Genomic DNA, 13,432 nt, shown 5'->3' on the forward strand with positions numbered 1-13,432 from the left:
TCCCGGAGCCACAATACGTTTATGCTGCAAGTCTGTTCTGTTTTTCATGTGCCACAATAATCTTTGCAGCATTTACCATTTCCATGTTGCTGCCGTAATAACCGGTTGCCATCCATCTGACTGTGTCTGCCCCTTTTGGGTTTTCCATCATCTCACCGAGCGTCTTTCCACTAAAAAGACCAAAATTGCACATTACCTTTCTGGCACGTTCCAGCTCTTCTTCCTCAGATTCCATACCGAAGCCTTCGTCTGTTTCCTCTTCGCTGTCATCTGCAAAGGGGTTTTCGTCTTCTGCACGAACAAAATGAAACTCTTCTTCCTCGGTTTCACCAGAAATTTCTTCCGCTTCTGCTTCAAAACGCTCTGTATCCTCGGGCACTTCGTCTGGCATCTCATCTGCTGTTTCCTCTAAGGGTTCCTCACTTGTACCAAGCGTTTCTTCTTCAGACTCGTTTTCCTCCAGAAAACTCTCTTCCAGATCTTTTTCTTCCATGCCAAACTGCATCTGGCCAGGCAAATTTTCATCCTCCTCTTTGCGTGCATCCCGGATCTCGTCAGGACTGATTTCAAGATCAAAAGAATCATCCGAAACCGGAACAGCCTTTTTACTGCTTCTGCTGTTTCCATTACGAACGGTCTTCAAGGTAGTTTCTTTTTGCTTCAAAGACTGCCCGGTTTCTTTTGTAGAAGTGAAAGCAGAGTCAGATTTCGGGGGATTTTCAGACTCTTCTTTGGCTTCCTTCTTCTTTGGCTCTGTCTGCACCGCATTTTGGTTCTGTTTTTTTGCAGGTTTCTTTGGTTCCTCACTTTTTTCTTTTTTTGTTTTATCGCCATCCGGAGCAGGGCCTCGCATATCCGGATCCTCGGTGGTCGCCTGGACGATGTTGAATTTATTTAATAAATAATACTTCAGTCCGTAGCTCCAGGCTGCACCTTTGGCCTTGTCTGGAACCTCATTGGTTCCGACTACATGAATATCACTGTAATTTTTTTCTTCTGGATGATCTGCATTTGTCCAGCAAAGCTTTAAATCCGCTTCATACCGCCACATATTGCCAAACGGTGTCAGATAGGCTGGATTTCCAGAAGCATCCAACTGCGTAGATACTTCACCAAGGACCTCAAAATCCACGCCGTATTTATTTAAGGCAGGGGTGAGGTATTCATAGACATCATCCAATCTCACAAAATCATAGGGCACCTCTTCGCTGTAACGTTTTCTTAACAGCTTTGGCACCATCTTTCTTATTTTGATCATTTTCTGAGTCAGGTTCAGATACGCATATTTACCCATAAATTCAGTTCCTCCTTATTTTATGCTGCACCTTTTTGCAGCTCTTTCATTTCTTCCCGCACACAGCCAATGTAGATTCTTTTTTGCGAAATCTCCCAAAAAGATTCCGAAAGCCACTTATCTGCGATCATTTTTACAGCCTTCTTCGCATGGTTCAAGGTGTAAAGAAACATCACATCCGTATATTCCATCTGCGCTTTTTCAAAGGTAAAGCTTGGACTGTAAAACAGCTCCTCAGGCTTTATTCCAGCCTCCAGGAATCTCTTGGAAGTTTCCTCTACCTGTATCCGGTTTATATTTGGAACAAGGCTACTCCTCTGGTGCTGGTACTTAAGCAAAAGCTGATCCCAGTTTGTATCCATCATGTTTTTCACCAAATGGGTAACCTTCATTTCCACCTCTTTCTTCAGACTTTCTTTCGTCGGAAAAAGAAAATCGGCAGGTATCCCGACCGCCTGATAGAATACAGAATCTGCCTCATACAAAGAATAATCCGGCAGATAAAGTATGCTGCAAAGCTTTGGTTTCCGAAGCTGTAAACAATCCCTCCAAGGAGAAGCTGCATAAAATAACATGCAGTTTTCTTCCTGGCACTTTATGAATAGCTGGCTATGAAACTTTTTAATACTGTGTACCGGATCCTGTATCCACGAAAGTAATTCCCTGGATTTTTTTGCTTCCATAACCCAGTCCGGATACTGCATATGTTCCTCCTTCATACAAAAAGACAGGGGTTCCTGCCTTTGTCATTATTTAATATTTAATTTCACCTGGCATATCAAGCTCATGCCAGCGTTTGCTTACACAGGCTGCCACTTTTTCCTCCAAAAGAAGTAGTCCTCTCGCATTCGTTTCCTGCTGCCTTGCAATGGAAATCACATCACAGATCCCGCAATAGATTTCGTAGGCACTACAGGGGACATCCCCTGCTGCCGCCCGAAAACGCTCTACCGTTTCTGCAATCAGCTTTTTGGAAAAACCAGCCTGCTTCATAACGCCGATCATGGCATTGGCAGGATGGTTCACCCAGATTTCACTAAGCCGCAGGACCTCCTGCAGAGCTTCCTTATAGTATTCAAAAATAGAAGCCATGTTCTGGTTGAAGTCTTCGGTACCCTTGCAGTTTTTGTGACGCACTTTCAAGTTTTCTCCCAATACAATATATTGGTTCTGAACGGACACCGTATAGAAGATATTGGCTCCTGAACTTCCCACATCGGAGGTGGTGATCCGGACCGAAGCATACAGCTCTCCGTTAAAAGTCTTCCCATAGCGTTCCAGCAGTTCCTTGTAGGCTTCGGTCAGTCGCCGGTCTCTTAGCTCCCAGGTCGCATTTACCAGATTATGGTCCGCACATCCGGATTTAAAAGACGCGTATTCAAAATCGCTGTAGATATAAGCCCCTGCAATTTCATAGACCTCTGGCATGGACAAGATAGAATAGTCTTTTTCGTCGCCAGACAGGACTGCCCGCACCTTGCCTTCACAAAAGCGGAGCAGGGATTTTCCCCTGGAGACCTTCAGACATTTGTTCAGGATATAGGCAAGTGTTTCTTTGTCTAATTCTGCAAGCGCCTTTCCGTCTATCCTGGCCCTGCCTTTTAAGCTTTTGATGGCAGATATGCCAAGAAAACAGCTGCGGTCTGGGGTTTTAATCAGCAGCCCGGAATTATTTATGGTATCCTCTTTTAAATATTCCAGATTGATATTCCCAATCGGGGTGCAGGTACTGTCCTTCGTAACCGCTTCCACTGTCAGATCCTTGCTTTGTGCCCGGAACCATTCGGCCCGTTTTTCCACATCATCCAGATACTTGTAAAAAGCGGATTCCTCTTCAAACGTTACATTAAAATCATCCTTATAGTACATAGCCCCTCCTTTTGCATTCAGGACAGGAGCTTTACTTCAATGGACTTAATTCTTCCATCCGCAATCTGGAATTCATATCCATCTTTTGCCATATCAAGCAGCATTCCCAGTTCTAACAAATTTACAGCATCCCAATTTACTTCCTGCATAAAATGTTCTCCTCTTCTTTCTTTTTCTGTTATCTGGCATTCCTTTTTTCCATTTTGACCAGTACGGTCTCTTTAATTTTTCTCATTCTGCTTCCTCCTTTTCTTCATTTTGCAACAAAAAAAGACACCAAAAGAATTCCTATCTTTTCGTATCTTCCAATGTTCTAACTTATTTGCTGAGTTTAGGGCGAACCGCCCAAAAGAGATTCATCCGGAATGTCCGGATCTAAAATGTAAGATCAGCCATAGATGACTGATAAAATATGATTTCATTTAAAGGTTACCACAACATCTTGTGGCTGTCAAACACATTTTTTATATATTTTGTGTTTCAAAATTTATTTTCTTTTATGCATCTTCCTCTGCTATAAGGGGAAGGATATTCATTGCAAGCGCCCTGCCATTTTCGTCCGTTCCAACTTCAAACTGTACAGGCTGCTTACCGGAAAGCATTTTAAAGCCTTCCATCTTGATCTGGGAGAAATGTGCGAAGTAATCCTCGCCATCCTCCCCGGTTACAAATCCGTAACCTTTTTTTGCGCTGAACCATTTCACGGTTCCACATTTTGTTTCCGCCATATTGCATAGCTCTCCTTTATACATATTTTCCATGCGTTTACATGGAAACAGGGCGGCATGGACTCGAACCATGCCTGGTACTCCCTGACCCGGATTACTCTTTTACTTCCTCCACTCCAAAAAAATTTCCAAAATCAAAAGCTGCATCCAACCTTCGAATTCCTGAGAATGCATGTGCATTCTGGTTAAAATAAAAGCGGTAGGCTTTTCCATACATGACAACTGTCTCTTTATTTAACAAAAGCTCTGTGGTAATCCCATCATCCCCTTGCACCAGAACCCTCTTAAAACCATCAAAAAGAAGTTCCGCATGGATCTCTGTCACAGTTCCTTCCACCACCTCATAGGATTTTGTAACTGCCAGGTAATAAATATACCCCGCATACCCAATTCCACAGACTGCCAAAAAAACTGTCCATCCCACAAATCCAGCTGATTTTTGCGCCAGACCAAGGGCACAGCCTCCATACAATAAGAGAAACGATAACAGTAAGGTATTCACAATTCTCTTTTTAAAAAAGCCCGGTATCCCGGTATAATGTTCTCTGTATTTTAGGTACTGCTCAGACAGCCATGTTTTCCATTTCTTCTTTTTCTTCAAGGAGACCTCCTTCTTGGATGCAGCTGATTACAAACTGTTTCTTCTTAAATAGGGAAACCAGGATCTGCATGAATTCCTGCAAGACCTGTTTCTGAACGATCTTTCGTTCTTCCACAGACAGGGGAACGGCACCCGCCTGTCTGGTTAACTCTGCCAGATGATAAGGAATATAGCCACCACCTGCAAGCTGCTGTAGAACCATTCGCTCTTCATAGGTAAACACGGGCCTTTTAAAAGCCCGCAATGCGATTTTCAGTCCTTTTCCAAGTGCCAGATCGTCTGCAAATGCGCCTAACCGCTCTGAAAACGAATCCGTGACAGGCGATACCACAGATTTACTAAGAAGGAGCCACAAAGCTTCCTCCTTACTCTCGCCATCACACTCCGCTACCAGACCACGTTTTTTCAGGCGCCTTAAGCAAAACAAAAAATCCTCTTCGTCCGCCCATTCGGTTGCATACTCTTCTCCAAATGTAAGGCATAATACCCGGTACATTTGGGAATAGATTCTATTTTCTGCACAGAGGCTCCAGGTAAGAGCCGCCCACAGCATGCCTTCCATCTCTGTGAGCACCTTCTCCTGACCGTCAATCTTTACCAGAAGCCTGCCCTCATCATCTTCCATTTTGCATCCAATGGCTGTGTACCATTTCATAATCCAGTTCCTCCTAGTGTAGCTTCATAACTTCCAGGAGTTTCGGAATCACATAACAGGCAATCATTCCTGCTACAATGCAGACTTCGATATTTGGTTTTCGAAGGTTCCATACCTCCTGGTTCTTCGTTCCAATGATCCGGGTTTTTCCGGGAACATTCCAGCGGAGCTTCCTATAAAACTCCGTAAACCTCTGATGATTAAATCCAAACGAGCGGACAAGGAAGATCGTCCGGTCCTGCTCTTCTTCGTCCAGAAGGAAAAAGCTCTCCCGGTTTTCATTTTCGCCCAACACAATGTAAAATTCCGGGATTCCTCTGCGACTGCCCTCTACGATTTTATCAATCTCTTCATAAAAGATCCGGCAGCATTCATAATGCCCGTTTTTTTCCGGCTGGCAGACTGCCAGACTGAATTCATCCAGCTCCATGTAACAGACTTCCGCTTCCATGATTCTTTTACTGATTTTGTTTGACTGCCTTAGAAGAAGAAAAATCCCAAGGAAAAGTGCCGCACACAGATATATGAGATCCCAGCATCGGATCTGGAAAAACAGAAAATAAGCCGCGATTCCCTCTATAAGGGAGCCTGCTCCGATCAGTACAAAATACCGTTCCCTTAGATCCATCAGGTGGTAGACATCTTCCTCATCCGCCTGCAAACGCAGGATATTTTTTCCATTTCTCATGCTGCCAGCGTTTTCTTCTCACAGGAAGAAATTCGGTTCGTCTTTGCATATTGTTCCATAAGTATATTACACTCCCGGATAGTTTCCTCACACCGGTACTCGGAGAACATTCCAATGTGCATGTCCTTTTCCCGCAGGCACAGGCGGTTCTGCAGCCAGATATAAGCACCATGTTTGGTCATGATGCCAGCCTGTACCACCTTATTTAACGCCCGGTGTGCTTCAATCCGTTTATGGCGAAGATCCCCATTTGCCAGAGTTCCCATAGGCCGCATACTCTTTTTATGGACTCCAATATAAGAATCACAGGATGGGTAACCACTGCAAACATACAAATAGTTATCAGGATTTAAATTACGCTCACCATAAACATACTCTGCTGGACGCAGCACCGCCAGCCCGCCACAGTAGGGACAATACAGTTTTTCATTCTGCTGTTTTTTCTTCATTTTTGCCATTTCATTCGTCTCCTTTCCTGTTTGTCCCGATTTTAAAAAAATCGCATTTTCTGTGTCAATAGGATTTTCGTTAGTTTTAATTTTTATTTATATCTTTTAATCAGCCTTGTGATAATCCCTTCTGCGACTTCGTAATTATCGTTAATTCTGGTCACTACAATTCCGATTTTATCTCCCTTTCCCGGAAGGGTTGGCATGTTGCACGAATGTGCCACGGCATTCACCCCGATATCAAGCCTCATAAAATACGTGCCTTTATAAACTTCTGTGATCACACCTGTGTACTTGCCCTGACGGTGGCATTTCCGAAGATTATCTTTATTGAGATTGGCCGTCGGGGTTTTGGCATCCACTTCCACGCTAATCTGTTCTGGTTCCTGACCATCTACTTTATTAACCATAACCTGGACAAGGTCACCAACCTGGAATTTTTCACTGGCATCCAGCATCCACTCCCAGGCCATATCACGCGCCCGGACGGATACTTCCACACCAAACACCTCCAGGCGTACTGCTTTTGGTGCTACTGCGATCACCCTGGCTTCTGCGATTCTTCCGGGATACAGGAGCGGCTTCTCCCCTTCTTCTCCAATGTAGAAAGTCTGACGCTTTTTCAGCATGGCATCCTTTCGTGAGGCTACCACACTCCGGCTTTTGGTATCCAGATCCTTGATAATGAAATCAATGTCACAGCCAAGCATGTTGTTGGCAATACGAACCTGGCGGTTTAAGGTGTCTGCGTTCTCCCGGCCGTCTCCGCTTAAGTTAATCATCATTTCATTCATCGGGATGATAATACGAAAACCGTTGTAATAAGTTACTGCAACCATCCAGCCGCTTTCCAGCTTCTCAATACCACCAAGCTGGCCTGTGAGTACCTTTCTGGTACGGTGTGCATTAAGTAGCTGGTGCCATCTGGTATCCTCCTGCTCCTGTGCGCTCTCCACCTGTGCGTCAACGTCGATTGTTAAGACACCTTCATAGGCTGCGCGTGGAATTTCTTTTTCCGTTACTTCTTCAATTGCTTTTTTTGTGTTCGCCATGTGTTGCCCTCCTATTATTTATACGACAAGAAGGCACAAAAAAAGCAGCCTGCATAAACAAACTGCTTTTTCGTGCCTTCTTTTTACGAGTACCATTCTATTATAAAGAGAATCTGAAGTCAATATTATGGATGTTGCAATCGTGTCGCATTTTAGTTGCAAATAAATACACTTGCTAATATTGGCTGCAAAAATCTTCAAAAGTTCAAGCCTAATAAATTTTTTATTCCAGTAAATTCTTATAACCAATCTCCCAGGTAATTATTTATCTCCTAAATTTCACTATTTTTTAGAAGATATTTCAATCATTAGGAGATAAACTCACCATCACCCGAAAGGCAATACCTAAAGGATTCCATTTCGCGTATATTTGTCAGTAAATATATTGATTAATTAGTTGATATTTTGCAGGTATCTGCTATAATACAAGTAAAGAAAGGAGTTGACGATTATGGCATCTGTTATGAGTGCAATTAAAAATACGGTTCCGATCAGCCAATTTAACCGTGGCCTTGCTGGAAAAATTTTTGAAGATGTGAAGCAGAGTGGTGCTAAAGTCGTAATGAAAAACAACGTTGCAGAATGTGTTCTCATTTCCCCTGAAGAATACGTCCGTCTAATGGATGAGGTAAATGATGCTCGTCTTCTTGCCGTTGCTTCTGAACGTATGGCACACTTTAATCCTGCCACTTTAATTTCTGAGGAAGAAATGAACCGCCGTCTTGGTATTACAGAAGACGATCTTACCGGTTTTGACGAGGTAGACATTGAATGAATTGGAAACTAGAATACCTTCCTGAAGCAGAAAAAGACTTAAAAGACCTAGATGGAAGTCAGCGTATTCTTGTTCTGAAGGCCATCAAAAAAGTTCAGCAAAATCCACTGCCTGTTGAAGAACAAGGTTATGGAAAACCGCTTGGTAATCACAGCAGTACTAATCTTGCCGGACTTCTGAAGATTAAACTCCGCTCTGCTGGTTTGCGTGTTGTATATCAGCTTCGCCGTACCGAATCGTCTATGATGATTATTGTAATCGGCGTCCGAGCAGACGAAGAAGTATATGAAATTGCTCAGAAAAGAGCGAATAAACACAATCTTTTTGATTAACCTGCACCTTTTTAAGTGATTACATTCATCTGTATAAAGCTTTTGTTAATACACAAGCAATTACCGTGAACCACCGATACCCCTTATAGTTCTTTCATACTATTTCAATTGAATCACAATGTACCCATAAAAAATGCAGGGATGCTCACCTCCAGCGATACATCTCTGCATTTTTAGATATGTTGCAATCATGTCACATTTTAGTTGCAAATAAGTACAACTGCTGGTTCAACGGATGAGCCAATTATACTCTTTTCTACAGTCTAAAATGTAATCCACATAAACTGTATCATCCTCAATTTGATATAAAATCAAATACCAGTTTTTCACAAACATTTTGTGATATTTATTACATGGAATATAAGGTTCATTCAAAAAAGGAAAACGATTTGGACTATACGCTAATGAACGCATTGCTTCCATTAATTCTTTTTTCTTATTTCTTGCGGCATCCTTATCTACCTGTGCCAGAAAGCGAATATGTACTCCAAGCATTTGCTTCGCCCGGTCCGATACGATAACTTTGTATTTTCTTCTTTCTGACATTTTCAGCCCTCTTCTATTATATTATCAAGATAACTTTCCAATTCATCAAGACTGCATCCTGTTCTTCCTGCCAGACGATCCTCTTCAACAGCAAGCAGTTCTTCTCTTAATTTCAACATTTTCTCCCGTCGGTTAAAGGATTCAATATCCATCACCACAAGATCACCTTCTCCATTTTTTGTCAGAAAAACAGGCTCTGAAGATTTACGGCAAAGATCTGCAATCTCATTATAATTTTGTCTAATAGCAGCTGATGGACGAATGTTCATAAGATCACCTCTCGCTTTCATAGTAATATTATATACATATTATAATTTTATTATGCTATATTTGTCAACATCTATTACAGGCATATTCCATTTCTATTACAGGCATATTCCATTTCTGCCCCAGCTTCTCTATTTTCATTCTGAAATTATCTCTCAATCGTAAAATGAAATACTAACTGTTCCTGATCCTCCGATGAAGTTCTTAAGGATTTTCGAATTCCGGTGGTATCTGCAAAAGTTCCACCATAAGCATCTACCTTGATCCATTTACCGTTTACCTTTACTTCATTCCACTGGTGTGTCCAGCTGCCGGCATTCACATGCCGTACCGGAACATTCGCAGCCTCACAAAGCAGTGTGTACGCTTTTGCATATCCTGAGCAGGCTGCTTTTTTCATTACCAAAGCTGCATAAGCTTCATTTCCATAATTCTTCTGGTAGGCTTCTGAAGACTGGTTTAACTGCCAGGAACAATGCTCGGTCAGATACCGGAACAATACAAAAGCCCGCTCCTTTGCATTCAGATCCGCAGCCACATATTTTTTTACGATTTTCTTTGCTTCTTTCTTGGCCAGATTAAGGCGTTTGGATTTATTCGGCTCTTTTACGGTCACTTTACATTTCAGGGTACGTTTTCCCACTTTTGCACAGATGTATGCTGATCCACCCTTTTTTCCAGTTACTTTTCCAGAAGCCGAAACAGATGCAACGGATTTTTTAGAAGAACTCCATTTTACTTTCTTTTTGCTTCCCGATACTTTCAGCGACGTGGAAGCTCCCCGATAGATGGTAACCGCCGATTTGTTCAGTTTCACTTTTGCAGCCTGGACATCCACTGGCCTTATAAAGCTTCCAAGGAACAAAACTACCAATGCCAGCCAAACAACTACGAATTTCTTCTTTCCTGTGTTACATTTTTTTGCTTTTCTCATCGCAAACCCTCCATTTTCGAAACCATTTCCTGTTGCAGTTCCAATGTAGCAATTTGATTTTTTCTGTGTCAATAGGATTTTTGAAAAAAATATTTTCAAATAAAAAAGTGATTCACTATTTTGCAAATCACTTTTACAATTCTTATTTATAATCAAATATCCTTTTTTCGCAATTTCACCTATCACATTTATTGCGGTCTTGGTTACAAGCACTAATCAATTTCTTCAAATAATTCGTCAAAGGTAATCTTTATCTTTGGAAAATGAAGCAGTTGTAACTCATCCTTATTTTCTTCTGTGACTGTTTTTAAAAGATAGTATTTGGGAATCTCCCCCTCATAATCCAGTTCATAGATTTCAACTGTTTTTTTACGCCAGTCAACGATCCAATACTCTTCAATCTCCTGCTCACAATACAGCTGCATTTTCTCTGTCCGGTCATAATTTTCTGTTGATGGTGACAAAACCTCCATAACAAAACGTGGCGCATCTGTAAAAGTGTTTCCACGCCTTGATTTCGTACGGCAGTTTATGGAAGCATCCGGAATCACAATCTTGTTATTGCCCTGGTTATCTTTGAAACGGTATTGCACATTATCCGAATATACATAGCAAGTACTATTTTTTAACTGGTGCCTGACCGCTGCAACAAAATTTACAATTACAGCAGAGTGCTCTGGTGTAGATCCTTCCAGATCTGTTATTTTAAGATCCCAATCCATATTTCACCCTCCTGCATTTTACAATATAAAGAACTTCTTGTTTTCTCTAAATTCCACTCTTCTCTATTAAAAGAAAAGAATTATTTTTGTCTCCTCCATTATAGCATCCTCCCTGTAGATTGGAAAAGTAATTTTTTTTAAGATTGGTGCATAAACAGGGGTGTTGGCCCTCCGTGACTCGCTTTTTGCACCTGTCAGGTACAATACCGAAACGCCTTATCTGTTAAAATCCTTGCAAAGATTAGTCCAAGCGGAAGCGCTGCAATGATCAGAAGTGCAGCTGCAAACCAGGAGGCAGACACAGATAAGGACATGATTCCAAGATTATAAAATCCACGGTATAAATAAAGCCCCGGTACCATGATCACAATAGAAGGAACGGTAACGGAAATCCTTGGGTAGCCCACCTTATTTTTCAGAAGGGAGGCCAGAAGCCCGGCTGTCAGAGCTCCGATAAATGCGGTCACTGCCGGAGGTAAGGCGGCAAGATCCACAAGCTCCAGCCGCAGGGTATTTGCAACCGCCCCAAGCACTGCTGCAGAACAGGCAAGCCTTACCGGACTGTTAAACATGATGGAGAAACCGAACACGCCGAAAAAGCTTGCAATAAGCCGTGTGAGGATCCACATTGCAACAGGCATATGGATCTTTATGAAATCCACCGGCTGTAAGTGAAGAAGCATAGCCATGATCCAGGCAGACATAGTGGCTACCAGAACAATAATCAGTGCATAAGTAAGCCGTTCCATACCAGAACGCATATCCAGTTTTGCCAGGTCGATTCCGCTGGTAATAAAGGGAAAACCAGGGATGATAAAAAGCATGGCACAGATATATCCTGCTTCATGCTGAATGGAAATCCCAAACAGGATTTCCCCTAATTTTAATAATCCTGCATATACAAAGCATGCCAGGGAGACAGAGGAAACAATGCCAAGGAACAGGGTAAAATGATGCTTGGTCAGCTTGCAGCGAAGGAAATTTCCAAGTCCTGCTCCAATAAAAGCACAAAACATCTCTACTGGTCCTCCGCCTAAAAGAAAGGTAAATCCACAGCATGCAATGGCGGCAGCCAGTCCCAGGGCAGCCGGGGAATAAAGGCCATGGATCCTTTCAATTTCATCCAGATAGCTGTGAAGCTCTTCCCCGGACATGTTTTTTCCCTCTGTTTCAAAATTGCGGATAAAATGCTCCAGCCGGTTCAGCTTTGACGTATTCACCCCTGTATTGGTAAGGCATAAAGACTGGGTAAAGCCATTTTCCCCATCAAAACAGGTGTACTCAATGGACATCAGTCCGATATCTGCGGTACAGGTAATTCCCATTGCTTCGGCCAGGGCATTCATGGAGCTTCGGACCCTCCAGGCTCCAGTCCCACAGGATAAAAACATGATCCCCACACGTCCGATAATGGAAGCCTTTTCGGTGATGCTTGCATTTATAACGGGAGTATTTTGGCCATTTTCATCGGTGTATTCATGCCACTCCACGTCCATGTGATTTTTTCTGATCATTTCTGGCTGCATAAGCCCACTTCCTTCCGAAAAGTCCCTTTATAATTTCAGGCTGTCATTTCCAGCTAGTTCCATCATCCGCTCCCTGCAGGCAAGGACGATCCCGTCAATTTCCTCCATATGCTGGAGCATTTTCTTTTCAAACTCATGGATGGGAAGCAGAACGCCAAGTTCATCAAAGGGTTTCTCAGGATTTTCCTTTTTTACACCGGTCTCCTGTCCGTAAAAGACCACTGCACGGGGTGCTGCCTGCTGGATCTCCTGGAAAGTCTTCCATACAACCGCATAAGCCTGCGCTTCTGTAAGCCCCAGCTTACAGGTATCCGGAAGTGCATAGAGGATTAAAATCCCACGCTGGCACTCTTCTTTTTCCTCTTTAATTTCCAATCCATCCATGTAAGAGCGTACAATGTCATATCCATCTGCCAGATAAAGTCTGGATCTTGGTACGCATTCATGCCGGTCAAAGGTTTCCTTAAATTTTCCATAGTCATGGGCGGAAACCATCTTTCCAACATCTTTAAGAAGCTTCCCTTCCACATTGGTAAGAAGGACCGGATTCTCTCCTGCCTTTCCATGGAATTTTCTTGGGATCAGATAGGCTTCGCGGAGCAGATCAAACATACTTTTTCCGCACAATTCCAGAAGAAGGGCACTTACATCCCCGTTCTGGTAAGCGTGAAAGAGTACCTGCAAAAAGTGGTCCGGATCCTCATCCACCAGCATATGTTCATCATCCAGATACTGGTAAAACACTTCACGAAGTCTTCTTGATGCCTCCGGGGAAGCCAGGATTTTGGAAAAAATATCTTCTACAGCCTGTTCTCTTGGTAAAACTGTTTTCATACTAAAACGCCTCTTTTTCTGTTTGGATCATGATGAGAGCTGTACTTGTCTCTTTTCGGGAGGGATTATAGCATTGTTATAGTCATACCGCAATAGGATGAAAGGTTTCTCTTTCATATCATATTTTTATGTCTGCCATATCATTGACCGTTGTATGTGT

Annotated in this window: 19 protein-coding genes; 2 read left to right on the forward strand and 17 right to left on the reverse strand. The window is 42.6% G+C overall.

Annotation, left to right across the window (positions count from 1 at the left end; translation table 11 throughout):
* Window positions 1-19 precede the first annotated feature (19 nt).
* The 11 genes from I4V84_RS07640 to I4V84_RS07680 all read right to left on the reverse strand — a co-directional run bounded on the left by I4V84_RS07640 (window position 20) and on the right by I4V84_RS07680 (window position 7,336).
* A complete protein-coding gene (locus I4V84_RS07640) occupies window positions 20-1,294 on the reverse strand; it encodes an ERF family protein (protein ID WP_195991522.1) in 1,275 nt (424 codons plus the stop codon).
* 20 nt (window positions 1,295-1,314) lie between these two features.
* Window positions 1,315-1,869, reverse strand: a complete 555-nt coding sequence (locus tag I4V84_RS07645) for a hypothetical protein (RefSeq protein WP_118580591.1) — start codon at window positions 1,867-1,869, stop codon at window positions 1,315-1,317.
* Window positions 1,870-1,915: 46 nt separating this feature from the next.
* Window positions 1,916-2,044: a hypothetical protein gene (locus I4V84_RS20120; RefSeq protein ID WP_272113140.1), complete on the reverse strand. Its 129-nt coding sequence runs from the start codon at window positions 2,042-2,044 to the stop codon at window positions 1,916-1,918.
* 3 nt (window positions 2,045-2,047) lie between these two features.
* Window positions 2,048-3,163, reverse strand: coding sequence for a hypothetical protein (locus I4V84_RS07650; protein ID WP_118580588.1), 1,116 nt, complete (start codon window positions 3,161-3,163; stop codon window positions 2,048-2,050).
* A gap of 17 nt (window positions 3,164-3,180) precedes the next feature.
* On the reverse strand, window positions 3,181-3,312 hold the full coding sequence (locus I4V84_RS20125; RefSeq protein WP_255610563.1) for a hypothetical protein: 132 nt from the start codon (window positions 3,310-3,312) through the stop codon (window positions 3,181-3,183).
* Between the two features lie 348 nt (window positions 3,313-3,660).
* Window positions 3,661-3,891 carry a cold shock domain-containing protein gene (locus I4V84_RS07655; RefSeq protein ID WP_195991523.1) on the reverse strand — a complete coding sequence of 77 codons (231 nt, stop codon included), beginning with the start codon at window positions 3,889-3,891 and terminating at the stop codon, window positions 3,661-3,663.
* Window positions 3,892-3,985: 94 nt separating this feature from the next.
* Window positions 3,986-4,492 carry a hypothetical protein gene (locus I4V84_RS07660; RefSeq protein ID WP_173718705.1) on the reverse strand — a complete coding sequence of 169 codons (507 nt, stop codon included), beginning with the start codon at window positions 4,490-4,492 and terminating at the stop codon, window positions 3,986-3,988.
* On the reverse strand, window positions 4,455-5,147 hold the full coding sequence (locus I4V84_RS07665; RefSeq protein WP_195991524.1) for a hypothetical protein: 693 nt from the start codon (window positions 5,145-5,147) through the stop codon (window positions 4,455-4,457). Before I4V84_RS07665 ends, I4V84_RS07660 begins: the two co-directional genes overlap by 38 nt.
* Before the next feature lie 13 nt (window positions 5,148-5,160).
* Window positions 5,161-5,835 (reverse strand): hypothetical protein, encoded by a 675-nt coding sequence (locus I4V84_RS07670; RefSeq protein ID WP_243284050.1) that lies wholly within the window; start codon window positions 5,833-5,835, stop codon window positions 5,161-5,163.
* Entirely contained in the window at window positions 5,832-6,293 is a 462-nt protein-coding gene (locus tag I4V84_RS07675; protein WP_195991525.1) for a zinc-finger-containing protein, read from the reverse strand. The genes I4V84_RS07670 and I4V84_RS07675 overlap by 4 nt, the downstream gene beginning before the upstream one ends.
* Window positions 6,294-6,376: 83 nt before the next feature.
* A complete protein-coding gene (locus I4V84_RS07680; RefSeq protein WP_118580573.1) occupies window positions 6,377-7,336 on the reverse strand; it encodes a S1 RNA-binding domain-containing protein in 960 nt (319 codons plus the stop codon).
* A 463-nt stretch (window positions 7,337-7,799) separates the two neighbouring features.
* Between I4V84_RS07680 and I4V84_RS07685 the strand changes: the two genes are divergently transcribed.
* A complete protein-coding gene (locus tag I4V84_RS07685; protein WP_243284051.1) occupies window positions 7,800-8,111 on the forward strand; it encodes a type II toxin-antitoxin system Phd/YefM family antitoxin in 312 nt (103 codons plus the stop codon).
* Window positions 8,108-8,443, forward strand: a complete 336-nt coding sequence (locus I4V84_RS07690; RefSeq protein WP_118580567.1) for a type II toxin-antitoxin system RelE/ParE family toxin — start codon at window positions 8,108-8,110, stop codon at window positions 8,441-8,443. Before I4V84_RS07685 ends, I4V84_RS07690 begins: the two co-directional genes overlap by 4 nt.
* Before the next feature lie 228 nt (window positions 8,444-8,671).
* Here the strand turns inward: I4V84_RS07690 and I4V84_RS07695 are convergent, their stop codons facing one another.
* The 6 genes from I4V84_RS07695 to I4V84_RS07720 form a co-directional block, all read right to left on the reverse strand.
* The gene (locus I4V84_RS07695; RefSeq protein ID WP_118580564.1) at window positions 8,672-8,989 is read right to left on the reverse strand and encodes a type II toxin-antitoxin system RelE/ParE family toxin; all 318 of its coding nucleotides are present in this window, start codon (window positions 8,987-8,989) and stop codon (window positions 8,672-8,674) included.
* 2 nt (window positions 8,990-8,991) lie between these two features.
* A complete protein-coding gene (locus I4V84_RS07700) occupies window positions 8,992-9,258 on the reverse strand; it encodes a type II toxin-antitoxin system prevent-host-death family antitoxin (protein ID WP_117853822.1) in 267 nt (88 codons plus the stop codon).
* Between the two features lie 146 nt (window positions 9,259-9,404).
* Complete coding sequence (locus I4V84_RS07705) at window positions 9,405-10,190, reverse strand: transglutaminase-like domain-containing protein (RefSeq protein WP_147422314.1); 786 nt, start codon at window positions 10,188-10,190, stop codon at window positions 9,405-9,407.
* A gap of 212 nt (window positions 10,191-10,402) precedes the next feature.
* Window positions 10,403-10,912 (reverse strand): Uma2 family endonuclease, encoded by a 510-nt coding sequence (locus tag I4V84_RS07710; RefSeq protein WP_118580558.1) that lies wholly within the window; start codon window positions 10,910-10,912, stop codon window positions 10,403-10,405.
* A 194-nt stretch (window positions 10,913-11,106) separates the two neighbouring features.
* The gene (locus I4V84_RS07715) at window positions 11,107-12,426 is read right to left on the reverse strand and encodes a threonine/serine exporter family protein (RefSeq protein WP_334286033.1); all 1,320 of its coding nucleotides are present in this window, start codon (window positions 12,424-12,426) and stop codon (window positions 11,107-11,109) included.
* A 39-nt stretch (window positions 12,427-12,465) separates the two neighbouring features.
* Entirely contained in the window at window positions 12,466-13,272 is an 807-nt protein-coding gene (locus tag I4V84_RS07720; RefSeq protein WP_118580552.1) for a DUF4866 domain-containing protein, read from the reverse strand.
* Window positions 13,273-13,432: the final 160 nt, after the last annotated feature.

Source organism: Ruminococcus sp. 1001713B170207_170306_F1, from assembly GCF_015668065.1.
In the GTDB taxonomy this organism is placed as follows: Bacteria; Bacillota; Clostridia; order Lachnospirales; family Lachnospiraceae; genus Blautia_A; species Blautia_A faecis.